23 protein-coding genes and 1 other annotated feature are annotated in these 25,129 nt (G+C 43.7%); of the genes, 14 read left to right on the top strand and 9 right to left on the bottom strand.

Annotated elements, in window-relative coordinates; genetic code table 11:
• Positions 1-15: 15 nt before the first annotated feature.
• On the bottom strand, positions 16-1,017 hold the full coding sequence (locus tag AC27IJ_RS06585; protein WP_312448008.1) for a LacI family DNA-binding transcriptional regulator: 1,002 nt from the start codon (positions 1,015-1,017) through the stop codon (positions 16-18).
• Positions 1,018-1,232: 215 nt separating this feature from the next.
• On the opposite strand from AC27IJ_RS06585, the gene AC27IJ_RS06580 reads away from it, so the two are divergent.
• The 9 genes from AC27IJ_RS06580 (at position 1,233) to AC27IJ_RS06540 (ending at position 11,623) form a co-directional block, all read left to right on the top strand.
• On the top strand, positions 1,233-1,994 hold the full coding sequence (locus tag AC27IJ_RS06580) for an IclR family transcriptional regulator (RefSeq protein ID WP_312448009.1): 762 nt from the start codon (positions 1,233-1,235) through the stop codon (positions 1,992-1,994).
• 110 nt (positions 1,995-2,104) lie between these two features.
• Positions 2,105-2,755: a bifunctional 2-keto-4-hydroxyglutarate aldolase/2-keto-3-deoxy-6-phosphogluconate aldolase gene (locus tag AC27IJ_RS06575; RefSeq protein ID WP_312448065.1), complete on the top strand. Its 651-nt coding sequence runs from the start codon at positions 2,105-2,107 to the stop codon at positions 2,753-2,755.
• Positions 2,756-2,805: 50 nt separating this feature from the next.
• Positions 2,806-3,837, top strand: a complete 1,032-nt coding sequence (locus AC27IJ_RS06570) for a PfkB family carbohydrate kinase (protein WP_312448011.1) — start codon at positions 2,806-2,808, stop codon at positions 3,835-3,837.
• A 72-nt stretch (positions 3,838-3,909) separates the two neighbouring features.
• Complete coding sequence (locus AC27IJ_RS06565) at positions 3,910-4,935, top strand: sugar kinase (protein WP_312501126.1); 1,026 nt, start codon at positions 3,910-3,912, stop codon at positions 4,933-4,935.
• Positions 4,936-5,298: 363 nt separating this feature from the next.
• Entirely contained in the window at positions 5,299-6,615 is a 1,317-nt protein-coding gene (locus AC27IJ_RS06560) for an ABC transporter substrate-binding protein (protein ID WP_487148107.1), read from the top strand.
• A 98-nt stretch (positions 6,616-6,713) separates the two neighbouring features.
• Positions 6,714-7,667, top strand: a complete 954-nt coding sequence (locus AC27IJ_RS06555) for a carbohydrate ABC transporter permease (RefSeq protein WP_312448018.1) — start codon at positions 6,714-6,716, stop codon at positions 7,665-7,667.
• Between the two features lie 12 nt (positions 7,668-7,679).
• The gene (locus AC27IJ_RS06550; protein ID WP_313257902.1) at positions 7,680-8,531 is read left to right on the top strand and encodes a carbohydrate ABC transporter permease; all 852 of its coding nucleotides are present in this window, start codon (positions 7,680-7,682) and stop codon (positions 8,529-8,531) included.
• A 71-nt stretch (positions 8,532-8,602) separates the two neighbouring features.
• Positions 8,603-9,649, top strand: a complete 1,047-nt coding sequence (locus tag AC27IJ_RS06545; protein WP_312448023.1) for a LacI family DNA-binding transcriptional regulator — start codon at positions 8,603-8,605, stop codon at positions 9,647-9,649.
• A gap of 30 nt (positions 9,650-9,679) precedes the next feature.
• Positions 9,680-11,623, top strand: a complete 1,944-nt coding sequence (locus tag AC27IJ_RS06540) for a glycoside hydrolase family 127 protein (protein ID WP_487148104.1) — start codon at positions 9,680-9,682, stop codon at positions 11,621-11,623.
• Between the two features lie 73 nt (positions 11,624-11,696).
• Here the strand turns inward: AC27IJ_RS06540 and AC27IJ_RS06535 are convergent, their stop codons facing one another.
• The 3 genes from AC27IJ_RS06535 to AC27IJ_RS06525 form a co-directional block, all read right to left on the bottom strand.
• Positions 11,697-12,470, bottom strand: coding sequence for an ABC transporter ATP-binding protein (locus AC27IJ_RS06535; RefSeq protein ID WP_312448028.1), 774 nt, complete (start codon positions 12,468-12,470; stop codon positions 11,697-11,699).
• Entirely contained in the window at positions 12,463-13,347 is an 885-nt protein-coding gene (locus AC27IJ_RS06530; protein WP_312501117.1) for an ABC transporter permease, read from the bottom strand. Before AC27IJ_RS06530 ends, AC27IJ_RS06535 begins: the two co-directional genes overlap by 8 nt.
• A gap of 79 nt (positions 13,348-13,426) precedes the next feature.
• Entirely contained in the window at positions 13,427-14,494 is a 1,068-nt protein-coding gene (locus AC27IJ_RS06525; RefSeq protein WP_312448031.1) for an ABC transporter substrate-binding protein, read from the bottom strand.
• Positions 14,495-14,588: 94 nt separating this feature from the next.
• Positions 14,589-14,833, bottom strand: a binding site (T-box leader).
• A gap of 446 nt (positions 14,834-15,279) precedes the next feature.
• Here AC27IJ_RS06525 and AC27IJ_RS06520 point away from each other — a divergent pair.
• The gene (locus AC27IJ_RS06520; RefSeq protein WP_312448032.1) at positions 15,280-15,675 is read left to right on the top strand and encodes a hypothetical protein; all 396 of its coding nucleotides are present in this window, start codon (positions 15,280-15,282) and stop codon (positions 15,673-15,675) included.
• 67 nt (positions 15,676-15,742) lie between these two features.
• On the opposite strand, the gene AC27IJ_RS06515 is transcribed toward AC27IJ_RS06520, so the two are convergent.
• A complete protein-coding gene (locus tag AC27IJ_RS06515; RefSeq protein WP_487148100.1) occupies positions 15,743-16,513 on the bottom strand; it encodes a GNAT family N-acetyltransferase in 771 nt (256 codons plus the stop codon).
• 318 nt (positions 16,514-16,831) lie between these two features.
• On the opposite strand from AC27IJ_RS06515, the gene AC27IJ_RS06510 reads away from it, so the two are divergent.
• The gene (locus AC27IJ_RS06510; RefSeq protein WP_487148098.1) at positions 16,832-17,344 is read left to right on the top strand and encodes a cysteine hydrolase family protein; all 513 of its coding nucleotides are present in this window, start codon (positions 16,832-16,834) and stop codon (positions 17,342-17,344) included.
• A gap of 77 nt (positions 17,345-17,421) precedes the next feature.
• Here AC27IJ_RS06510 and aroA read toward each other — a convergent pair whose 3' ends face one another.
• From aroA to aroF, 3 genes are read right to left on the bottom strand one after another with little or no spacing between them, the layout of a single operon-like run.
• Positions 17,422-18,699 (bottom strand): 3-phosphoshikimate 1-carboxyvinyltransferase, encoded by a 1,278-nt coding sequence (gene aroA, locus AC27IJ_RS06505; RefSeq protein ID WP_487148096.1) that lies wholly within the window; start codon positions 18,697-18,699, stop codon positions 17,422-17,424.
• A gap of 14 nt (positions 18,700-18,713) precedes the next feature.
• Positions 18,714-19,811: a prephenate dehydrogenase gene (locus AC27IJ_RS06500; protein WP_313155402.1), complete on the bottom strand. Its 1,098-nt coding sequence runs from the start codon at positions 19,809-19,811 to the stop codon at positions 18,714-18,716.
• Complete coding sequence (aroF, locus tag AC27IJ_RS06495; RefSeq protein WP_312501108.1) at positions 19,811-20,824, bottom strand: 3-deoxy-7-phosphoheptulonate synthase; 1,014 nt, start codon at positions 20,822-20,824, stop codon at positions 19,811-19,813. Before aroF ends, AC27IJ_RS06500 begins: the two co-directional genes overlap by 1 nt.
• A 474-nt stretch (positions 20,825-21,298) precedes the next feature.
• On the opposite strand from aroF, the gene AC27IJ_RS06490 reads away from it, so the two are divergent.
• Positions 21,299-21,625 carry a deaminase gene (locus AC27IJ_RS06490; RefSeq protein WP_312448044.1) on the top strand — a complete coding sequence of 109 codons (327 nt, stop codon included), beginning with the start codon at positions 21,299-21,301 and terminating at the stop codon, positions 21,623-21,625.
• Between the two features lie 154 nt (positions 21,626-21,779).
• On the opposite strand, the gene AC27IJ_RS06485 is transcribed toward AC27IJ_RS06490, so the two are convergent.
• Entirely contained in the window at positions 21,780-21,956 is a 177-nt protein-coding gene (locus tag AC27IJ_RS06485) for a hypothetical protein (RefSeq protein WP_313155408.1), read from the bottom strand.
• A 594-nt stretch (positions 21,957-22,550) separates the two neighbouring features.
• On the opposite strand from AC27IJ_RS06485, the gene AC27IJ_RS06480 reads away from it, so the two are divergent.
• A complete protein-coding gene (locus AC27IJ_RS06480; RefSeq protein WP_487148093.1) occupies positions 22,551-23,537 on the top strand; it encodes a reverse transcriptase family protein in 987 nt (328 codons plus the stop codon).
• The gene (locus AC27IJ_RS06475) at positions 23,537-25,126 is read left to right on the top strand and encodes a response regulator (RefSeq protein WP_487148091.1); all 1,590 of its coding nucleotides are present in this window, start codon (positions 23,537-23,539) and stop codon (positions 25,124-25,126) included. Before AC27IJ_RS06480 ends, AC27IJ_RS06475 begins: the two co-directional genes overlap by 1 nt.
• The last annotated feature ends 3 nt before the right edge of the window (positions 25,127-25,129 follow it).

Genomic DNA, 25,129 nt, shown 5'->3' with positions numbered 1-25,129 from the left:
CTTGAATATGTGAAATTAAAAATTAGTAGTACCTCGTTTTATCAGCTCCGGAGTGATGGAGGTTTTTGCCGGTACATTTCCCACCTCAAGCACTTTCATCAGAGTGTTTACGGTGGTAGTGCAAAGAGCTTCCACCTTATTGTCCACGGAAGTAATTTCCGGAGTCGTGCATCTGGACAGGATGGAATTGTTGTATCCGATGATGCTTAAATCTTTAGGGATCTTGAGTCCTGCCTTGTCTGCATATTTTACGGCTCCAACGGCCAGAATATCCTCGGAAGCCAGTACCGCATCAAAATGAACTCCGGAACGGGAAATCGTATCTAAGCGTTCCATGGCAGCATCCAAGTCCTTTTGACAGAGCACCATAAGCTCATCCCGGATCATAAAACCGGCATCTCTTACGGCATCCCGATAGCCGGAAAGCTTGTGGAAATTGCTGAAGGAATTCCCGGAATAGAGATAGAGCACCGAAGAACGGCCGGAACGGTAAAGCCGTAAAGTGGCATCGTAGACCGCGGCATGGTCATCACAGACTGTGCTGTAGATCTGCTCCCCTTCCAGCTGTCCGTTGACCAGCATAATGGGGAGATCCTTTGCTGCCTCCAGGAGATAGGCATTGTCCTTTGGCTTTGCTTCTATATAATGGGAACCGGTCAGGATGATGGCATCCACCCGTTTGGAACGCAGAAGCTCTAAATACTTCTTCTTGGTTTCGGGAAGATAGCCGGTGCAGCAGAGGAGAGAATCGTAACCGTTGCCCCTTAATTCCTTTTCCAGATAATAGATGGCCTCCGCCAGCCATGGGTCGGAAGAATCGGCACACATGATTCCGATGGTCTTCATCGTATTTAATCCCAGGCTTCTGGCGAATACATTGGGGGTGTAACCCAGCTCCTCCATGACGTCGAGAACCCGTTTTCTGGTTTTTTCGCTGACATTGGGATTTCCGTTGATGACGCGGGAAACAGTGGCAATCGATACGTGAGCATGTTCGGAAACATCATAGATATTCAAAAACATCACCTCCGTAATTGTAAGTATTTACATACCCAGTTCATTATACATAATTATGATAAATATTACAATCCCTGATTTATTGTTTTCGTAAAAAATCAGATGAAATCCCTTGTATTTTGTAAATACTTACAAATGTTTCGTATATGCGAAAATAATCTTGCTTTTTTCCGGTTTTCCGGAGTATACTAGGACATAGAAATGGAGGCCAAACCATGAAACTGAACAGAACGACGCAAAGAACCGTTGAGATCTTAAAGCTGATCTCCAGAACACCGGAGGGAGCTACCCTGGACGATCTCTGTGAAAAGCTGGATCTGCCCAAGACCAGCGCCTACGATATTGTGACAACCCTTGCCGAGATGGGCATGGTGAATGTGGCAAGGGGACAAAAGCAGAATTATACCATAGGCTTAATGGCCTACCGCATCGGCATTAACTATACCAATAATCTGGATTTTATCGGAATCATTGAGCCGGTGCTCAAGGCATTTTCTAAGGAAGTGGGAAAAACAGTCTTTTTTGGGATTCCGTCGGATCATCATGTGGTATACATATGTAAGTTCGAACCGGAAAACCCTATTATTACTACAGCTACCGTTGGTTCTAAAAATCCCATGTACTGTACCTCCCTTGGAAAGGTGATTCTGGCCTACAGCGATGATGAGGCCAGAGAGCAGATGATCAACCGGCTGAAATTCACACAGTACACCGAGAGAACCATCAGAAACAAAGGGCAGCTTCTGGAAGAACTTAAAAAGGTCCGGGAAAGAGGCTATGCATTTGATGCCAGAGAAATGGAGGAGCATATGCAGTGTGTGGGAGCCCCGGTTTTTGACCGGGATGGCAATGTGCTGGGAGCCATCAGCGTGTCCAGCCTTTATAAGCCTTCTAATGATTATGAGGCTTTGGGAAAGCTGGTTTCCGAAAAGAGCATGGAGGTTTCCCGTTTGTTAGGCTTTCTTGGAAAAATATAAGGAATACCTGTTGACAAAATGGATGGAAACGATTAATATTTCAAGTATAGGAATCGTAAATATGAAATTGATTCGTATATACGAAATTAAAGAAGGAGAGTAAAAGGATGATGAAAAAAGAACAGGTTTTATCAAAGATGAAAAAAGACTGTCTGGTCGCTGTTGTTCGTGCAAAGGACTTTGAGCAGGGCGAGAAGGTAGTTGACGCCATCATCGCAGGCGGCATCAATTTTATTGAAATCACAATGACCATGGATGAAGGAAATCCAATTGAATTCATCGCAAAAATGTCTGAAAAATATAGTAAAAATAAAGATGTTGTTATTGGGGCAGGTACTGTTCTTGACCCGGAAACAGCAAGAGCAGCAATCCTTGCAGGCGCTAATTATGTAGTAAGCCCTGGCTTAAATGTTGAGACGATCAAGCTTTGCAACCGTTACAGAGTTCCTATGCTTCCAGGCGTTATGACACCTACCGAAGCAATTACTGCATTGGAGTGCGGCTGTGATGTCATCAAGATCTTCCCAGGCAACATCATGGGACCGGAAGCGATCAGCTCCTTTAAAGGACCCCTTCCTCAGGGTGATTTCATGCCATCCGGCGGCGTTGACGTTGACAACGTTGATAAGTGGATCAAGGCAGGAGCTTATGCCGTTGGTACCGGAAGCAGCTTGACAAAGGGCGCTAAGACAGGAGATTTTGCCGCAGTAACAGCTAAGGCAAAAGAATTCGTTGAGGCAGTAGCCGCAGCACGCAAATAATAATAACTAATAATAAAAATTAATAATAGAATTTTAGGAGAGAATACAAAATGGCAAAACTTGTAACCATGGGCGAGATCATGTTAAGATTATCTACCCCCAATAATGAGAAATTTATTCAGGCAGATGAATTTGATGTAAACTACGGCGGCGGTGAAGCTAACGTGGCTGTTTCCCTGGCAAACTATGGACATGACGTTGAGTTCGTAACAGCAGTTCCTAAGAATCCCATCGGTGAGTGTGCGGTAGCTGCTTTAAGAAAATACAACGTAGGAACAAAGCACATTGCAAAATGCGGCGAAAGACTTGGTATCTACTTTTTAGAGACAGGTTCTGCCATGAGAGCGTCTGCAGTCGTATATGACAGAGCACATTCCTCCATCGCTACGGCAACAGCAGCTAATTTTGATTTTAACGAGATTTTTAAGGATGCGGACTGGTTCCATTTTACTGGAATCACACCGGCTGTAAGCGATGAAGCAGCAGAATTGACTGAGGCAGCTTTAAAGGCAGCTAAGGCTCATGGCGTAACAGTTTCCGTAGACTTAAACTTCCGTAAGAAATTATGGTCTTCTGAGAAAGCTCAAAAAGTCATGACAAACCTGATGCAGTACGTTGATGTATGCATCGGCAATGAAGAGGATGCAGAAAAGGTTCTTGGCTTTAAGCCAGGCAACACCGATGTAACTTCCGGCGAGCTGGAATTACAGGGTTATGTAGACATCTTCAATCAGATGATCGATAAGTTTAACTTCAAATATGTGATCAGCTCCCTGCGTGAAAGCTACTCAGCTTCCGACAACGGCTGGTCTGCATGCATCATGGATGGCGCAACCCGTGAGTTCTACCATTCCAAAAAATACCGTGTTACCCCTATCGTTGACCGTGTAGGCGGCGGAGATTCCTTCGCAGCAGGCGTGATCTGCGGTCTGGCTGACGGCAAGGACTTTAAGGGTGCTCTGGAGTTTGGTGTTGCAGCATCCGCGTTAAAACATACCATCCCTGGAGACTTCAACCTGGTAACCAGAGAAGACGTTGATACTCTGGCTGGCGGCGACGGTTCAGGACGTGTTCAGAGATAATCGATAAGAAATAGAGAAGGGGAGTCATTGGGCAATGACTCCCCTTTTAAAAACTATGGAGGAAAGTTCAAGATGAGTGACAGACCTTTTGATTTACTGAGCCTGGGAGAATTGCTGTTACGCCTGTCTCCGGAAGGCGTGGAACGGCTTGTCCGTGGAGATTCCTTTCAAAAACAGGTGGGCGGCGCAGAATTAAATGTTGCCGTAGGCGCGGCTCTTTTAGGGCTTCATACCGGCGTGGTTACCCAGCTTCCGTTTAATGATATAGGAAATTTTGTAAAGAATAAAGTCCGTTCCTATGGAATCAGCGATGACTATTTTGTTTACGATAACAGCTCGAATGCAAGGCTGGGGCTATATTATTATGAATACGGAGCATATCCAAGGAAACCCAAGGTCATTTACGACAGAAAGAACAGTTCTTTTGTTCAGATCAGCACCTCTTCCTTCCCGGAGGAGATGTATAGGGCAACTACCTGTTTCCACACCACAGGAATCACCCTGGCCTTGTGTGAGAATACCAGGAAGACAGCCACTGATATGATCAAAAAGTTCAAGCAGACAGGAACCATCATTTCCTTTGATGTGAATTTCCGTGGCAATCTCTGGACAGGAGAGGAAGCCAGAGTGTGTATTGAACAGATTCTTCCCTATGTGGATATTTTCTTCTGCTCAGAAGAAACGGCCAGACTGACCTTTAAGAAGGAGGGGACCGTTAAGGAAATGATGAAGAGCTTTACGGAGGAATATCCCATTTCCGTTGTAGCTTCCACTCAAAGGATCGTGCACAGCCCCAAGAGCCATACCTTTGGCTCTGTGATTTACGATGCTTCCAGAAATGAATATTACGAGGAAGAACCATACCGCAACATTGATGTTGTCGATCGGATCGGTAGCGGAGATGCTTATATTGCAGGTGCCCTTTATGGCCTTTTAAGCAGCGGAGGGGACTGCATGAAGGCAGTCCAGTACGGCAATGCGGCCGCTGCTTTAAAGAATACCATACCAGGTGATCTTCCTACTTCTGACTTAAGCGAGGCCAATACCGTTATAAAAGACCATAATGACAAAGGACCTCAGAGTGAGATGAGCAGATAAAATAAACGTAATACCGGCAAACGAGGCAGGATTTTCAGGAATCCTGCCTCGTTTTCATATATAAACTTGTTATTGACAAATAGAGGCAGTAGGGTATAAGTACACTTTTTGATTTAAACCTTTAAATATATAAAATCACCAATAAAAAAAGAATTATATAAAAATTAATCAAAATATTGACAAATAAATAAAAAGGATATATATTAAAATTGTACATTATGGTGTATATTTTTTTATGAATTTAATTTAAACGATTAAATAGATAATGTTTGGCTGATGGTTATCAATATCAATCGGCCAAAATTTAAAAAAGTTATTTAATCGTTTAAATAAAAAATAATATAATTTATTGGAGGGTTTATTATGGGAAGAAAGAAATTACTGGCATTGCTTCTGTCAACAGCTGTGGTTTGCGGTTCATTAGCCGGCTGCGGCGCCAAGGGAACAGAAAAGCCGGAAGGGACTGTGGCCGGAAGTACTGAGTCCAAGGCAGGGGAAAGCAGTAAGACGGATTCAGCCGAAGCCGGAAAGAAAGTGACCATTGCAGTCTGGAATGAGCCGAGTAAAGATGAAGCTCTTAATATGTATGTACAGGCTGAAAAAGCGACAGGTATTGACGTGGAAGTGACAGTGTTCCCGGAAAGCGATTATTCCTCTAAATTGAACCAGATGGTTTCAACCGGGAATGATTCCGTTGATATTTACGTTATCTGGGAAAATGACATTGCAAACTTTGCCCAGGTAGGAGGAATCATTCAACTTGATGATTATCTGGCAAAATCCACAATTAAAACGGATGATTTTATTGATGCGGTTGCAAAGCTGTCTCAGGGCCTGGGCGGTACCTATGGTTTGCCCTGGTGTGCAGCTACGGAAGTGCTGTATTACAACCAGGATATGTTTGATGCGGCAGGCATTGCCTACCCGACAAATGACTGGTCTTATGCAGATTATAAGGCGGCGGCAGAGAAGCTTACCAAAAAGGCGGCCGACGGCACGACTGAGGTATATGGCAGCACTCTTCCCAATACCCAGACCTGGTGGGCAGGTATCGGCGGTGCAGGAGATCAGGTTTTTGACCCGGCTAAGGGACAGCTGGTAATCGGTGGCGGTGCGGTTTCTTATGTTTCTGATGTGGCACAAATGGTCAAAGACGGCACCATGCCTGAACCTTCTTCCGATACTGCAGATCTTTTTGCAGCCGGAAAAGCGGCTATGAGCTGGCAGGGAAGCTGGAATATCGGAACTTACGGCGGCGGGCTTGCCTTTAACTGGGATATAGCATCAATCCCTGCCGACAAACTGAAATATAACACGTTACATACCGGTTTTTACAGCATTAATTCAAAGAGCAAGAATCAGGATTCAGCTTTTAAAGTAATTGAATACCTGATGGGCGAGGAAGGGCAGACCATTAACTCAAAGGCAAGCGGAAATCCTTCTGCAATCAAATCCATAGCAGAAAAAGGGGCCTGGAAAGTGGAAAGCGTAACTACAATAGAAAACTGGGATGCCATAACAGATTCCTTAAAAGCCGGCGTATTTGGATATACATGCTTACCTTCCGGAGTAACCAACAATGCGATCAGTGAATTTAACTCAGCGGTATTAGGACAGAAAACACCGGAAGATGCGGTTAAGAATGCTTCCCAGTATGCAAAGGAGACGATTGGCTATTAAGCTTTCATAAGGCCAGATGAAATAAATCAGCCGGGTATAGGAGCGGCCGCAGATCAGATGGAAAGTGGAAGTGAAGCGGCCGCAAGGAGAAATCATTTGTGCCTTTAAGCGAAAGGATCGTGAATGCTATGAAAAATGAGAAAAGGAAGCCAATAAAAAAGAAGAAGCTTATGAATCATCTGACTGCATATGCTTTTTGTGCCCCGTGGTTTATAGGATTTATATGTTTTACCTTATTTCCCATCGTTTTTATGTTTGCAGTCAGTTTGACAAACCGGAAATTAAACGGTATTTCAAATTTTGTAGGATTGGCAAATTACGTAAATATGCTGCAAAGCCCAACCTTTTGGAATTCTATAAAAGTGACACTGTTTTTTACGGTTGTCATGATGGTGGTTACTACGATCTGGGCGGTAATTATGGCCATGCTGTTGAATTATAAACAGAAGTTAAACGGTATATTTCAGTTCTGTTATTTTCTTCCTTCCGTTATTCCCACGGTTGCACTGGCGTATACCTTCCGAACCATTTTCGGAAAAGAGGCAGGTCTTTTAAATGCCATAATTTCACAGCTAACTGCAAAAAATGTTATGGTGAACTGGCTGTATGACAAACGTACCATTTATCTTGCCGTATTTTTTATTACCCTGTTTACATACAACACCGGACAGATGATGCTGATCTTCCGCTCAGGCTTAAATGATGTTCCCCGGGAACTTTATGAAGCGTGTGATATTGACGGTGCAAGCCCGTTCCGGAAGTTTTTCGGAGTAACTCTTCCCATGATCTCCCCCATTGTGCTGTTTAATGCGGTTATGGGCTGCATCAGTGCGTTGAATGGCTCCTTTGCACTTTTGTATCCATTGACAGGGGAAAGCGGAGATCCTGATGGGATGACCCAGGTTCTGAGCCTTTTGATCTATAAGGAAGCTTTCAGCAATATGAAGGTAGGATATGCCTGTGCATTGTCGGTGGTACTGTTTATGATCGCTTGCGGCTTTGGTATCGGCATATTTGCAGCATCAAAAAAGCTGGTCTATTACGAAAATTAAGGAGGAGAGGCCATGAATTCAGCAAAAGTAAAGAAAAAAACAGGCAGGATTCTAATTTTTATTCTTAAGATCCTTGTTGCTGTTATCATGTTTTCTCCGATCATATGGGTGTTTTCGGGTGGTTTTAAAAATTTAACAGAGTTCACCACCACTTCTGATATCATCCCTAAGAATGTGACCCTGGATAACTTTAGATATATCTTCTTTCATTCCAACTATTATTTATATGTACGCAATACTGTTCTTTTAATGGCAGGAACAACGGCAGGAACATTAATGTCCTCCTCTCTTGTAGCTTACCCTCTTGCGAGAATGGAGTTTCCCGGGAAAAAGTTAATCTTTTCGTTGATTGTGGGAACGATGATGATTCCGAATATAGCCCTGATTATTCCTCAGTACATTATGTTCGGGAAGATTGGCTGGCTTGATTCCCTTCTCCCCATGATGATTCCTGCATTTTTTGCCTATCCCTATAATGTCTTTCTTTTCCGGCAGTTTTTCCGGTCCATACCCAAGGAACTGGATGAGGCGGCAACTATTGACGGCTGCAGCAGACTGGGAGTGTTTTTTAAAGTGCTTCTGCCTCTGTCAAAATCCACCTTTACCACAATCGGTGTGCTGTCCAGCGTTTTCTGGTGGAATGAGCTGACCCAGCCGGTGTTCTATATTAACAGTGATAAGTGGAGAACGCTGACCATTGCATTAATGACAACATTTATGTATACTTCTGGTAATGCATTTGTCATTAACTGGCCGTCAATTATGGCAGCATCATCTCTTATGATTTTGCCCCCTATGCTTCTTTACTTATTCGGTTCCAGATTTCTGGTGGAGGGGATTAAAACTTCCGGTCTGAAAGGATAGCGGAACATGGATTGCCATAGGGTGATGGGATAAGGAACGGAAAAAGAATAAAAAGAGGGGGTATATTCACCATGACGTTAAAAGAAATTGCTTCTATGGCCGGCGTATCTGTAGCAACGGTGTCATATGTGCTTAATAATACGGCTCAGGTAAGTGAAGAAACAAGAAAACGAGTAGAAAAGATAATAAAAGAGACAGGATACCGGTCCAATATCCTGGCAAAAAGTCTCCGGACTAATGAATCATTTCTGATTGGGGTAATTGTTGAAGACATTACCGTCTGGCATACGGCCCATATCATTGATGGGATCAATGAAATTGCGGAAGCTAGAGGATATAATACCATATTAAATAACTTAAGGCTTCTTAGCAAAATAGAATCCCAGTTTGAACATATTTCAAATTATCAGAAGGATATCGACAAGGCGGTAGATGTTTTAATTGGAATGCAGGTAGATGGAATTATTTATGTGGGCATGCATGACCGCAAAATAAGCCATGTGCTTCATGATATAAAAAAACCGGTGGTATATTGCTACTGCTATACGGATGGGGAAGGTTCTTCCGTCCGCTACAGTAATGAGAAAACGGTTTACCAGATGACGCAGATGCTCATAAGCAATGGACATAAGGAGTTTGGAGTGATCAACGGGCTTAATGGATCAGAACCTGCTGCCCTCCGCTTTAAGGGTTTTCAGAGGGCTTTAGACGAGGCAGGGATAAAATTAAAGCCTGAAAACATTGTATGCGGAAACTGGAAGTACCGGGAAGGAAAGGAAGCAGCCAGAACGCTTCTTAATAAAAAGGATTTTCCAACTGCAATTGTAGCAATGAATGACGATATGGCAGTGGGTGTTTATGACGCCGCGAGAGAGCTTGGACTTAAAATTCCGGACGATATTTCAGTAACGGGATTTGATAATGGGGATATTGTCCAATATGTGACACCAAGAATCACCACTGTGGAAAGGCCTCTTCAGGAAATGGGATACCGCTCCATGGAGCTGCTGCTTGAAAACATTCATGGAACCAGTGTGGGGGATGTAAACATAACTCTTCCCTGCGCCCTGATAGAGGGAGAGTCAGTAAAGAATCTGGACAAAACAGCGGATTCATGAATAAAAACTAATTACTGAGTGAGGAAAGATATGGAGGCCGGTAAATTGACAACTGCGGATTTAAAAAGCATTATAATTAATGATCCATTTTGGAATAAATATATTAATCTGGTGGATGATGTTATTTTACCCTTTCAATGGGAGCTGATCAATGATCAGGTAGAAGGGGCTGAAAAGAGTTATTGTATCAGAAATTTCCGCATTGCCTGCGGTGATGAAACGGGAGAGCACAAGGGCATGGTATTTCAGGATACGGATGTTGCCAAATGGCTGGAAGCCGCCGCCTACTCTCTTGCTAAAAAAAGTAACCCGGAGCTGGAAGCCGCCGCCGACAGCGCCATCGATCTAATTGCCAGAGCACAGTGTGAAGACGGATATTTGAATACGTATTATACAATTACAGGGAAAAAACGGTGGTCTGATTTATTTGAAGGCCACGAGCTTTATACTGCGGGACATATGATCGAAGCGGCGGTGGCATATTACGAGGCTACGGGCAAGAAGAGATTTTTAGATGTGGTATGTAATTTTGCCGATTACATGTGTGAGGTGTTTGGAAGGGAAGAAGGAAAAATCCATGGCTACCCGGGGCACCCGGAAGTGGAGCTGGCCCTGGTAAAGCTCTACCGGGTCACAAAAATGACAAAATATCTGGAGCTGGCTGACTTTTTTGTACGGACCAGAGGGGAAAGGCCTTGTTATTTTTTAAACGAAGATTGCATAAAAAACCAGAATTTTATCTTTCCGGAATTTAAGGATTTTGACCTGGATTATAACCAGTCCCATATGCCTTTAAGAGAACAGGAGACAGCGGAAGGGCATGCGGTGCGGGCGGTTTATTTATACAGCGCCATGGCTGACTTAGCTTATGAATATCAGGATAAGGAATTGTTAAAACAGTGTGAAACCCTCTGGAACAATATTGTGGAAAAAAGGATGTACATCACCGGAAGCATTGGTTCCGCATCCTATGGGGAGAGATTTACCACGGATTATGATCTGCCGAACAATTCAAACTATTCCGAATCCTGCGCCACAGTGGGGCTTGCCATGTTTTCCAACCGGATGTTCCAGATCACAAGGGATGGAAAATATATAGATATAGTGGAAAAAGCATTATATAACACCCTTTTGGCGGGAATTGCACTGGATGGGAAGCATTTCTTTTATGTCAATCCTTTAGAGGTGGTCCCGGAGATCGCAGAGAAGAATCCGACGTACCGCCACGTGAAGACCACAAGGCAGCTTTGGTTCGGAGTAGCCTGCTGCCCGCCTAATATTGCAAGGACCCTTGCTTCCCTGGGGAATTATATGTATGCTTCAGAGGAGAATACGGTTTACGTGAACCTGTTTATCGGCAGCAGGTTTGAAGCCGGCCTGCCATCCGGCCACGTGGGTCTTGAGCTCAGTTCCGATTATCCGGTAAAAGGCGATGTAACACTGGAAATCACTCCGGAAATAGACGGACAGGAGTTTACTGTAGGGATCCGGAAACCGTCTTATTCCGGCAAAGTTGAACTAAGTGTCAATGGTGTTAAGGAAGCCGTTTGCCTGGAAAAAGGATACATATTTCTGACCCGTAAATGGAAGGCAGGAGATAAGATCACAGTGGTTTTTGATGTTTCTTTCCGCTTTGTAAGATGCAATCCCAGGGTGCGTGACAATATCGGGAAGATCTGCCTGATGAAAGGGCCTATGGTGTATTGCCTTGAGGAAGCGGATAACGGCAAGTATCTGGTATCTGACATGATTGACAGTTCGGTGCCGCCTAAGGAAGAGTTTGACGAATCATTGCTTGGAGGAACCATGTGTGCCGGACTGGAAGGCATGCGCATTGATTATTCCAGGGTAGGTGATTCTCTCTATGAGGAAGAAAGACCTTCCTATATAAATGACACGTTTAAAGCGATTCCCTATTGCTGCTGGAATAACCGGGGTAAGGGTGAAATGATTGTGTGGATGTGTGAAAAGTAAAGATGGGCAATAAAAAAGAAGATCCGGCAAGGTAACTGGCCGGATTTTCTTTTATTGAAATAATTATAATTCTCTAATTTCCGCATTCAATGCTGATCTCATTGAATTTCTCTAAAATGTGTTCCACATCCGTATTGGACTTTTCTTCCCCTTCTGTATCAATGATTGCATTTCCCTGATGCATCATCAGCAGCCGATTTCCGTATTCTACTGCATACCGAAGGTTATGAGTAACCATAATGGTGGTCAAATGCTTTTCTTTTACAATCTTATCTGTCAGCTCCATAATATTCTCGGCAGTTTTCGGATCCAGGGCAGCGGTGTGCTCATCTAAGATCAGGAATTCAATGGGAGTCATGGTGGACATGAGAAGAGCCATGGCCTGCCTCTGACCGCCGGAAAGAACGCCCACCTTTACATGCAGCTTATCCTCTAAGCCAAGGCCCAGGAAACGAAGCTGCTCCCTGTAATAGGTTATCCGCTGCTTGTTGGTGCCGGGAAGAAGATTAAAGGGCTTTCCCTTAGTATCAGCCAGAGCCATATTTTCCAGGATAGTCATATTGGGGCATGTGCCCATGGCCGGGTTCTGGTAGACTCTTCCGATTCGGCGCTGGCGCTTAAATTCCGGCATGTTGGTGATATCAACGCCGCCCACCAGGATAGAACCACTGTCCAAAGGAATGCTTCCGCAGATAATGTTTAACAGGGAAGTCTTGCCGGAGCCGTTGCTCCCTACCACAGATACGAACTGCTGGTCTTTGATGGTAAGATTAAAGTTCTGGAACAGGCACATCTCATTGACCGTTCCCTGGTTGTAGTATTTATTGATGTTTTGAAGTTCAAGCATGATGTTTCACCTTCTTTTCCCTGCCGTTGCTGAGCACCAGAATAGCCAGAAACAGCACTGATGTGATCAGTTTTAAATCCGATGCTTCCATTCCAAGATAAATGGCAAAAGACACGCAGGCTTTGTAAATGATAGAGCCGATAATGACTGCGGTGGTGGATTTCACAAACCCAACCCGTTTAAACAGCTTTGTTCCAATGATCACGTTGGCAAGGCCGATTACAATGGTACCCGTTCCCATACTGATTTCAAAAAAACCTTTTTGTTGGCAGTATACGGAACCTGCCAGAGCAGCCAGGCCGTTTGCAATGGCAAGGCCGATGATCTTAACCATGCCTTTGTCCTTGGCAAGAGAGGTAACAAGGGTTTCATTGTCACCCACAGCTCTTAACAGATAGCCAGAGCGGGTCTTTAGATAATGATCAAGCAAAAGCTTAACGATCACCACGATGACCGCTAATATAATCACAACGCTGATATCTGCAAGCTTCCCGGGAAACAGGCGGTTTATAAAACTGTTTTCAAAGATGGAATCATTATTAAAAAATGGGACATTGGACTTTCCGGCTACCCTTAGATTCACAGAATAGAGGGCAGTCATGACAATGATACCTGACAGAAGATCCCGTACCTTTAATTTAACATGGATGAAGCCGGTAATGCATCCTGCCAGGGCACCGACGGCAAAGGCAATAAAAAGCGTTGCCACCGGGTTTATTCCGGCCAGGATCAGGGTAACGGTAATAGCGCCTCCCAGAGGGAAGGTTCCATCGACTGAAAGATCCGGAAAATCCAGAATCTTATAAGTGATGTAAACGCCCAGCGCCATAATGGCATAGACCAGGCCTTCTTCCAAAACGCCAAGTATGATTGACATGGTTTAACTTCCTCCAATTATATTCCTTGTATTTAACCTCATCAAGCAGCGAAGCGGATTGCGAATATCCGATTGACTACTAGTGGGCTATCTCTGTAAAAATTTCAGCAGCGGAGCCGGTAAGCTCTGACGGCAGGGTGATTCCCAGGTTTTCGGCAACCTTTGAGTTTCCGTAAAACGCGGCTTCCTTGATCACTTCATAGTTTATTTCACTTGCTTTTGCTTCGCCTTTTAATACCTTTGCGGCCATTTTTCCGGTCTGCTTTCCTAAGTCCACATAATCAAGACCAATGGAGGCCAGACAGCCGATTTTTACCTGTTCCACTTCGCTGCCGAATACCGGTATGTTCTTCTTTCCGGCCTTATCCAGGATCAGCGGAAGAGAGCTTACTACGGTGTTATCCGTTAAATTGTTTAAGCAGTCAACCTTTTCCAGAATGCTGTCAGTTGCCAGGGGGATATCAGCAGTTGCAGACACTGCGCCTTCTACGATTTCAAAGCCATAGGAAGCGGCAGCGGCTTTATATTCCTTGATCGCTGTTTCTGAGTTTACCTCACTGGTACTGTAAAGGATACCGATGGTCTTGGCATCGGGAAGAATCTTGCGGATCATTTCCAGCTGTTTTTCCACTGGAAGCTTATCGCTGGTTCCGGTGATTTCCCCAACCGGAGTTCCATCATCATTAGCCAGAGCGGCGGCAACCGGATCTGTAACTGCCGTGAAAATGACGGGAACGTTGGCCTTTTTTGCTCCGCTATAGGCAGACTGAGCCATTGGGGTAGCGATGCCGCAGATCAAATCCACTTTTTTGGAAAGGAAGTTATTAACGATCTGGCTTGCAGTGCCTCCGTCAGCCTGGGCATTTTCGTACATAACCGTTAAGTTTTTCCCTTCCTCGATCCCTTCTTCTGCAAGGCCCTGTAAAAAGCCTTCCCGGCAGTTGTCAAGGGAACCATGTTCTGCAAACTGTCCGACACCGATGGTATAGGATATGCCGTCTGCAGCATTTCCAGCCTCAGCATCAGAAGAAGTCTGGGTTACGGAATTATTATCAGCAGGTTTTTCCGGAGCTGCCTTAGAAGAACAGCCGGAGAGTGCGGCAGCTGCCACGGCAGCCAGTAACAGGGTTTTGATAGATTTTTTCATAATATTTCCTCCTTAAAATGGTTTCCGTTGAGATGAAGAGGGAGTGAGCGGATATCCAGAAAATAAAAAAAGTCCCAAGTACGCAAAAAAACGTACTTGAGACGAATCATACAATCCGCGGTGCCACTCAAATTGACTTTATAAAAGTCCACTTTTCATATACTAACATATATGCCACGAGAAATAACGGTTGTGGTCTCCGTCAGCCCCTACTGGAACAATGGTTCGGGGCCGCCCTCAAAAGTCCATTCAGCTATCAGCTTTATACCGCACTCGCACCACCGGCGGCTCTCTGAAATATTGCCTGGAAAGCTTACTCTTCTTTTTCAACGGTTTATTTTTATATCATTTAAACAGTATATTAATACGTCTGTATGGATTTGTCAACTGTTAATTAGAAAAAGTCAGAAATTGCCTGTCTACCCGAAAGGAGCGGCGGCAGGGTTTCATTAAGCACCTTACTGTTGTTTTTTCACTTCCCCTGGGTTACAATGGAGACAATGAGTGGCAATTAACGAAGATGTCGAATGAAGCCCTTACGCTTGAAAATAACTTCGATGAGAGCGATCTATATTATATGTCGCAGCGGAGAAAAGATAGCGCAATATATATTGATGCAAAAGATATTGATCTTTCAACAATTGAATTATCATAAAATTTGAGATTCAGTTATGTTTGTAATAAACGTTCTAAATTATTTGATATTAACATAAAAAAACATATAAAGAGAGTTGTTCTATGGGAAAAAGAAATCTATATTTAGAAGTAGTGAGGGTACGTTAAAAATGAAAACACATAAAAAAATATTGGTAGGACTTCTTGTTTTTTTATTTTTATGTGCAGTTGGTATTTTTCTTGATTACAAGAAATCAATGAAGGATTTTCCAGTTCTGCAGGGAACTTACACATGTGAAGAACTTCCCTTCGCATCTATGGTATTTGACTTGGTTAATAACTATACATTTTATTACTACGATTATGATGAAACAGATAAAGGCACTTATTCAAAAGGCTCGGATAATGAACATTTTATCGATAGTACCAAATTTCATAATACTAAGATACTATATGATGGGAAAAAGCGGACATTTACAATTATGATAGATGGAGAAACCTACTTATTCAAACAAATCGATCGGATACCAACTATTAACGTTGAACCAGAAAAGAAAGAAGAATAATCTGAGGGTTCAATGGAAAAATCCTGTAAAAAGGCGATAAAGGCATAAGTTAAAGCGGGTTTCGATACTAAAAATACCGAATACCCGCTTTATGCTCATTAGCCTGCCTGCCGATCAGTTCATATGTCACATATGGATGAGAAAGGTGATAACCGAGTTTTTCCGCTAAAGCAACAGAACGTAAGTCATGAGCGTCCCAACTTGGATAAACATTTCGTGCCAGGCATTCAAGTATCAATTTGGAGCCGCACACTGTCGCTAATCCCTTGCCTCTATAATCGGGTCTTGTATCTATCTCTATTTCAATGCCATTATTATAAACAGCATAAGGGGAAGCGCCTGCCACCAATTCACCATTGTGTAAAATGGATACCCCGAATGCCCGGCGCTGATAGTCAGCATAATCGTTAAACTGAGAACATAAATCCACGGACCATGCTTCCTTTCGAGCTAATTCATATACTTCTCTGTCTATCATCCGAAGCTCATAACAATCATCGAGGGAATTAATGAAAGAAGCCAGTCTTGTTTTATCAAAAACATCTGGTTCCTTTTTAATTGCATAGCGAAATATTTTGTTTACTCGTCCATCAAAAAAATTCTCGATCAGTGCTTCCCAAGCTTTATCTTTTGGTATGAGCAGCTTTTCTCCTTCTATATCATGAAACAGGGCGGTATTTGGCTGGCCTGCGAAAAAGCAGAAGTCACCGATTTCAATCATTGCAGACGCGGGATTTTTTTCATTATCTAAGATAATATTTCCCATATGACCTTGCAAACATGACCATATTAGAGCTTCTTCCCAATCATTAAACATGGCTGCAACTTTGCTGTGCATTTTCATCACCTTACTTTCTGATCAAAGCCAATATAAATTATCTTCATATCAACTTTCATTGTTATCGAAAAATTATACTATATTAATTGCCATCCATCCATACATTTCTTTTGACTCTGCGAAAATTCTACTTCTCGAAAGTGGGAACGGAGAGAGCGTAATATTATAACAAAAAAAGAAAAAAATTGTCCCATTTCACCTCCTTGTACGTTCTATAGAAGTAAAAATAATTCCAGCAAAAATGTGAAGAAAAATAATATGCTTATGAGAGAAAAATGTGATAAAATATAATCACTATTTATTATCGGAGGTTTGTCCATGAAAAAGTTGTTAATCGTTGTAGATATGCAAAAGGATTTTATCGACGGCTCCCTGGGAACTCCCGAGGCGGTGTCTATCGTTCCTAAAGTAAAAAGAAAAATAGAGGAATATCAGGCAGCAGGAGATGAAGTGATCTTCACCCTGGATACCCATGAGGAGAATTATCTTAATTCTCAGGAGGGGAAAAAGCTTCCGGTCGTTCATTGCGTCAGGGGAACAGCCGGATGGGAGCTTGATAATTCCTTAAAGGAATTTCAGGGAATACGTTTTGAAAAAAACACGTTTGGAAGCTCAGTGCTTGGAGAATATGTGACAGAAAGAAAATATGAATCCATTGAACTGGTTGGTTTATGTACGGACATCTGTGTAATTTCCAATGCCCTGCTGGTCAAAGCTTTTCTTCCTGAGACTCCGGTGCTGGTGGACTCCTCCTGCTGTGCGGGTGTGACTGTAAAAAGCCATGAGAATTCGTTAGAGGCTATGAAGATGTGCCAAATCGAGGTTTTTTAGATCAATAAAAATACCGGGTTGAACTTAAGTTCTCCCGGCATTTTTGTAATCAGATATAAATGTATGACGGATCTATATTATTTCATCAATCTCTCCAGATCCTGATAAAAGCCAGGATAAGAGATATTCACGCATTCTGCGCCTAAGATTTCTGTTTCTCCTTCTGCACAAAGCCCTGCCACTGCAAAGGTCATGGCGATCCGGTGATCCAGCTTGCTGTCTATGACCGCACCGCAAAGAGGCTTTCCGCCTCTGATGATCATGCCATCTTCTGTTTCCCTGGCATCGGCTCCCATGGCAGATAAGTTCCTTACCATTACCTCAATACGGTTGGATTCCTTTACCTTTAATTCCGCTGCATCCTTTATAATAGTTTCGCCCTCTGCTAAGCAGGCCATGGCGGCGATCATGGGGAGCTCGTCGATGAGGGTAGGGATAATAGCTCCGCCGATAGTAATGCCGTGCATAGAGCCGGATTTTACCAGGATATCCGCAGTAGGCTCCCCGGAATCCGTATTTACCTCCAAAAGAGTGATATCAGCTCCCATATCCCGGCAAACGTGAATGATCCCGTCCCGGGTTGGGTTAATACCTACATGCTTAATCAGTATTTCTGATCCCGGAATCATCAGGCCTGCCGCAATAAAGTAAGCAGCAGAAGAGATATCCCCCGGAACAACGATCTTATTCCCGTAGAGTTCTTCGGCGGGAGCGATGCAGGCGGTGGTTCCTTCTGTCTTTACGTTGGCCCCAAAATATTTCAGCATGATTTCAGAATGGTTTCTGGATACATAAGGTTCCGTTACCTTTGTTTCACCCTCTGCATACAGTCCGGCTAATAGGATGCAGGATTTTATCTGGGCGGAAGCTACCGGGCTTGTATAGTGGATGCCGTGAAGCTTTTTACCGGTTATGGAAAGAGGGGCGCAGCCATTTTCCTTTACGCTCTTTATATCAGCCCCCATTAAGGATAACGGCTCCATAATGCGCTTCATAGGTCGTTTTTGAATGGATTCGTCACCGGTTAAGGTTACGTCAAAATCCTGGGCAGCCAGAAGACCCGAGATCAGGCGGGTGGTGGTTCCACTGTTCCCGCAGTCTAAGATTGTTTCCGGTTTTTTTAAGCCCCGGAATCCATTGCCATGAACAATGACAGTGTCATGGTTGTTTTCAATCTGAATTCCCATTTTCCTAAAGCAGGATATGGTGGAAAGGCAGTCGGCCCCCTGGAGAAAGTGGCTGATTTCCGTGGTTCCTTTTGCAATAGAACCAAACATCACGCTGCGGTGAGAGATGGACTTGTCACCTGGTATGGTTATTTCGCCCTTTAAAGGGGAGGCTTTTGTGAATTTCATAGGAATCCTCTCTTTTAATTTGAAATTAAATCGTAGTGGTACCGTTCCAGCTGTTTCCATGCGTTGTCCATGGTTTCTTTGTCATAAAACGCAATCCTTAAAGTGCCCTCTCCGTGCTCCCGGTTGTGGTTGATGCCGATGTTCTTAATGCTGATGCCCTTAGCGGCCAGGATGACGGATAAGGTGGAGATAGCACCTACTTCGTCAGCCATATCCACCGTGAAGGAATAATCCGGTGCAATGAGGCCTGGTACCTTTTCTGAAAAGGAGTTGCGGTAATCCCTGGAGGTTTCAAAAAGCTGGTAAATCGATTGTTTGTCATTTGTCTTAAGCTCACCCAGGATCTGACTTAACGAGGCAATATAGCGTTCCAGGATCACAGAAAGATTCTGGTTGTTTGTCATACAGATCTGTTCCCACATTTCCGGTGAGGAAGAAGCGATTCTTGTAATGTCCTTAAAGCCTCCGGCAGCAAGCCGTTTCATAAGCCCTTCTTCATTATCGGAAGCCCCTACAAGGTTCACCAGACTGGAGGCTACGATGTGGGGAAGATGACTGATTGCTGCGGTGATAAAGTCATGCTCCTCATAATTGAGGACAAGGGGAATGGAGCCGATCATGTTTGCGATCCTCACCAGACGGCTTACCTGTTCCTCTGTAGAAGCCTGGGTAGGAGTAATGATATAATAAGCATTCTCAAGCAAATGGTCGGTGGAATTCTCATATCCGGTCTTTTCCGAACCGGCCATTGGGTGCCCTCCCACAAATCTGCTTTCCATGCCAAGACGGCTTACTTCCTCATGAATATCCGTCTTGGTGCTTCCTACGTCGGTAATAATGGCTCCAGGCTTTAAGAAGGACTGGATTTCTGACAAATACTTTGCGTTGTACTCCACAGGAGTACAGAGGAAGATAAGATCGCATTCCCGGAGATCTTCTCCGATTCCGTCTAAGATGACATCAACGATCCCATCTTCCTTTGCCTGCAAAAGCCTGGAACGGGTGCGCATGTAGGCCATGATTTTTGTATTCGGTTCTTCGCGCTTGATCCCTCTGGCGATAGAGCCGCCGATGAGACCAAGCCCGATAAAGGCAATGGTGGCATCGCTCATTAACATGTCCTCCCCGCAAGCTTGGCGTAAGGTTTTAATTCTTCGATCAAATTATCAAACTGTTCAAAGGTCAGGGACTGGGGACCGTCGGACAGGGCGCAGGATGGACGTGGATGAACTTCCACGATCAGTCCGTCAGCGCCTACTGCTATGGCAGCCTTGGAGATTGGCTCAATATAAGCCCGTACTCCTGTGGCGTGGCTTGGGTCAATGATGATTGGAAGGTGGCTCTTAGCGCGGATAACCGGTACGGCACTGATATCCAGGGTGTTTCTGGTAGCAGTCTCGAAGGTACGGATCCCCCGTTCACAAAGTACGATATTTGTATTTCCTTCAGAAGCAATGTATTCTGCGGCATTCAGCCATTCATCAATGGTAGCGGACAGGCCTCTCTTTAACAGAACCGGGATGCCAGCCTTTCCTGCTTCTTTTAAAAGCTCGAAATTCTGCATATTCCGTGCACCGATCTGGATCATGTCCACATATTTTACAGATGTTTCAAGAGCCCTCAGGCTTGTGACTTCGCAGACAATGTTAAGCCCGGTGGCTTCCCTGGCTTCTTTCATGTATTTCAGCCCTTCTTCCTCAAGACCCTGAAATGCGTATGGTGAGGTTCTGGGCTTATAGGCTCCGCCGCGCAGGAACTGGGCGCCTGCTTTTTTTACAGCAAAAGCAGTTTCAAGTACCATATCGTGATTTTCTATGGCGCATGGACCTGCCATTATGGTGAGATGGCCTGGTCCGATTTTAGCGTTTCCAATGGTTATAACGGAATCTTCCGGATGAAATTTTTTATTCACCAGCTTGTAAGTTTCGGTCACGGCAACGATCTTGTCAACACCTTCTAACATCTCGATGTTTGCGCCTTGGAGTTTCGTCTTATCGCCCACAACACCTACGATTGTTACTTCCGTCCCTTTTGATAAATGGGCCTGAAGTCCGTTTGATTCAATTAAGTCTTTTATTTTACCAACAGCTTCCTCGGAAGCGTTAGGCTTCATAATAATGATCATGTTTTTTGTATCCTCTCTTTTGCAAATATATTCCCCATTGTAATCCATTGCAGGAAAGTTGTCAACGCTTTTGCGCGTTAAACTTTGACACTTTAACGTAAATTATTATCTAGAAAGGGATTCAGGCCTATTCAGCTAAGCAAAATAGTGGAATATTTGAAATCATTAGGTAAGCTGCAGCATGTGGCACTGGTAGAGTATATGGCCCATGTTGCAATAAGGATTGATCAGCTTCAGGGATTGGGATTGATGATGAGCGGGTCGTGAGCATTGTGAATATGAAACTTGAACAGGAGTTTATGCGGATACGTGAAGCAATTTAAACCCGTATTTGACGAATTAATGAACATTGGAAACTAAATATTGATAGTTGGTAGGAAATTCTTTAAAATAGTTTATATTATAAATTGCATTGTGGGAAATAGATGACTGTTGAAGAAAAAATGATACTAGCTTCAAGTGGGTGAAATAGCCTTGAAAAATGGTGAACTGCCCGTTGGGGCGGTGATTTTTAAAGGTAATAAAATTGTAGGGAAAGCCTATTCTTCGGGAGAAAGTAGTAAGATTTATCTTAGACATGCAGAGATGAAAGTTTTATGGGAAGTGGATGAAAAAGGTTACTCGGTTAAGGAAAGAAAAAAGATGCAGCTTTTTGTTACGTTGGAGCCAAGTATGATGTGTTTAGGTGCGGCAATGGGATTCTTTATAGATATAAATCCGTCAAATAGTAAATTGGTATCCATAGTCTGCACCTCCTTATACATCATCATGTATACCATAATTATAGTAAATGATGAATAGTAATTTGGGCGGTAAGCGGATGAATCAGTAAAATTAGATTTTACAGAAGTAAGAAACCTAACTATGGTATACGACAAGAAGCTGATTGTAAAGGCCAAATGATTCCACTGTGAGATCTGCCAGGAATGCATAAAAGGTGCTGGAAGGATGATACCTAATTGGAGGTAATTCTAGGTTTAGGGCCTTCACCCGGAGGAGTATAAAATGGATCAATATAATCACTATTTGATGCGGTTTTCGAACGATGATCTGTATGGGTAACATTTTTATTACTGGCATTATTGTCTGTAGCACTACCCTGTTTGTTGGAAGATATATCTTTGCTATTCAAGATTGATGCTCCTTTCGCTTTTTAGTAGTGTCTGCAGAACAAAAAATAATATACAAAATGTTAAAGATTTAGCTCAATGGATCAGGAAGGAATGAGCGAATCCCAACTTGCTTAATCGAATCCATGATAATGAGTGATGGTTAACACTTTCAGTTGCGGGAGCTGCGTCCCATATTTGCCGGCGTTAACTAATCAACCTCGCTTTTACTTTTGTTTTTGGTACTGAAACGGTACTATAAAATTCAATAGGTAAAATATAAATGATATTTATGATAAGAAAACATAATAAACAATACATAAAAACGCAAAAATAAGTCTTAAAAATAATTTGGAGTTGTGTTAGAATAAAACTATAACAGCAGAAGCAATAGTTTTTCCGCGTGTAATGAACCTGCGGCCGGGCAGCGAGTCGCTGCCGGGATTTTCATGGTTTAGAGAAAGGCCGTAATCTGCTGCGAAGTACTTCCGCACATTGCATGTGCCTGCGCCTGCGGCTTGTACATCTTCGCATCTTACGGCATCATGTTTGTATTGCTTCTGTTGTTTTTGGGGGAATAAGAACGATTTCAGAATATAACTACGATGGAGGAGCCGATGTATCAGACAGATTTATGGAAATACTGCACGAAGGAGTATTGCAGGGACATGCTATTATCATTCCGGCTTCTGGGGAATACCAGCTGGCCGGACCAGAAGGTAATGGCATGTCTTTATGCGTTCAGCAATCATACAGAACGCCATTACCGCTCCGTCCGTATTCCAAAGAGAGACGGAAGGCGGCGGAGCCTCATGGTACCGGATTATATGCTGATGAGAATACAGAGGAATATCCTGCATCATATCCTTGATGGGTATGAGGTCTCCAGCTGCGCCACCGCCTACCACAAAGGTGCAGGAGTGGTGTCCAATGCCAGGGTCCATACAGGAAAGCATGTGGTTGTGAAGCTGGATATCAAAGATTTTTTCGGCAGCATTTCATTTCCAATGGTTTTAAAAAGCGTTTTTTCCGTCCGGTATTATCCTCCTGCAGTAGGAACCATGCTGACTGCCTTATGTTGCTGCAACGATTTTCTGCCTCAGGGGGCTCCCACTTCGCCTGCGGTTTCCAATCTGGTTATGAAGCATTTTGATGAATCCATAAATAAATTGTGCGAAAATAAAGGGATTTCCTATACCAGGTACTGTGACGATATGACGTTTTCCGGTGATTTTAACCCGGACCTGGTCATCCGGAAGGTCTCCGGCTTTTTAAATTCCATGGGGTTTGAACTGAATGAAACAAAGACCAGGATTCTATACCGCAACGGGAGACAGGCGGTCACAGGAATCGTGGTCAATGAAAAACTGCAGGTTTCCCGGGATTACAGAAGGAAACTGCGGCAGGAGATTTTTTACTGCCAGAAATACGGGGCAAAGTCCCATCTGGAGAGGAACGGAAGTGCTGCAAGAATTCCGGAGAATCAGTATCTTCTTTCTCTTTTGGGAAGAATACAGTATGTCCTTTTGGTGAATCATGAAGATCGGTGGTTTCAGGAGGCGGAACAGAAGCTTTTGGCTGTACTTGGGAGGAAATCAGAATAATGGATGCAAATAAAAATATAACCCTATTGATTGCGGACGATGAAGCGGCGATCCGTAATGGGTTGTCTACGGTTGTGCCCTGGGAGCAGTTTGGCATTACCATCGTGGGCACTGCAGAGGACGGCAGGGAGGCTTATGAAATTATTAAGTCCTGCAATCCGGACATTGTCATTACCGATATCCGTATGCCGGGCATGGATGGACTGCAGCTGATGGAACGGGTAAAAAATGAAAAGCTGCAGACCAATTTTATAATATTAAGCGGATATGGGGATTTTAAGTATGCACAGAAGGCAATTCAGCTGGGGGCTAAGAATTATTTTTTAAAGCCCATTAAGATTGATGAACTGGTGGCGGAGATCAGACAGCAGAAAGAGGAGATCCTCCAGTCCAACCATATCCATTCCTATTCTGCCTATTTAAATGTCAAGTCTGAGCCAAAAGAAAAATTCTTAAAGAGACTGTTAAAGAACGAATTTTATTCCTATGATGAGATAAAGGATGAAATCAGCCGGCTGGAACTTAAATTAAATAACAGTCCTTTCCGGGTCATGGTTTTTTCCATTCAGGGGAAAGAGGACGGGGAACAAGAGGATGAGTTCCAGCAGATCAATTATCTGATGGATATTGTGAGCGAAGAACTTCAGAGAACCAGATATGAATTTCTTATCTCAAGCTCCAGCGAGCTTTTGACGATCATCCATACCATGCAGCCGGGAGATTTGCCTGTGAATTACCGTTTCCTTGCGGTCCGGTGCTTAAAACGGGTGAACCGGGATTCCACTATGGACTTAACGATCGGAATCGGTAAGGAAGGAGCCTCGCTTACGGACTGCTCCAATTCCTATAAAACAGCCCTTATGTGCCTGTCCTACAGCTTTTATGAGACGGATCATAAGATCTTTGACGAGAGCATCCTGTGTACTGCGCCGCCGCCTGCAGCAGCAAATCAGATGGATTATAATAATCTGATATATTCGATTGCCATGAACCGGACGGAGCAAATAAGGGAATTTTGCCGGGAATATTTTTCTCAGCTTCTTTATGTGCCCATGCCCCCGCCCAACTATATCCGCGGAATGTGTATTTATCTGATCACGGATATCCAGAAGGAGCTGGGAAGCGGAAAAGAGTTTTCCCAGGCGGAAGTCATCCTCCCCATTAATACCATACGTACCTTTGAAGAACTGAAGGCCTATATGGAGGATTTTCTGGAAGCGTGTGCCGGAAAGCAGGGATCCGGAGGGAACGGGCCGAAGAACCAGATCATTCAGGCTGCGGAGTATTATATCAAATCCCATATGGGAGAAAAGATTCTGGCAAAGGAAGTGGCAAGGCACGTAAATCTCAGTGATGTTTATTTTACCAGCTATTTTAAATTAAAGACGGGAATCAATTTCAGGGATTATGTGATCCGGATCAAAATGGATCATGCCAAGGGACTGATGGAGCGGATGCCGGATATGCCGGTGGCGGAAGTGGCCGCTGCAACCGGCTACGATGATTATCGTTCCTTTTACCGGGTATTCAAACAAAACACGGGTGTCTCTCCTTCGGATTACAACAGAAACAGCGGAAAAACACCGTAATTT

The sequence above is a fragment of the Lacrimispora sp. YZC11 genome (assembly GCF_057543815.1).
The sequence above is the reverse complement of the archived record's forward strand: the minus strand, read 5'-3'. Positions and strand labels throughout refer to the sequence as shown.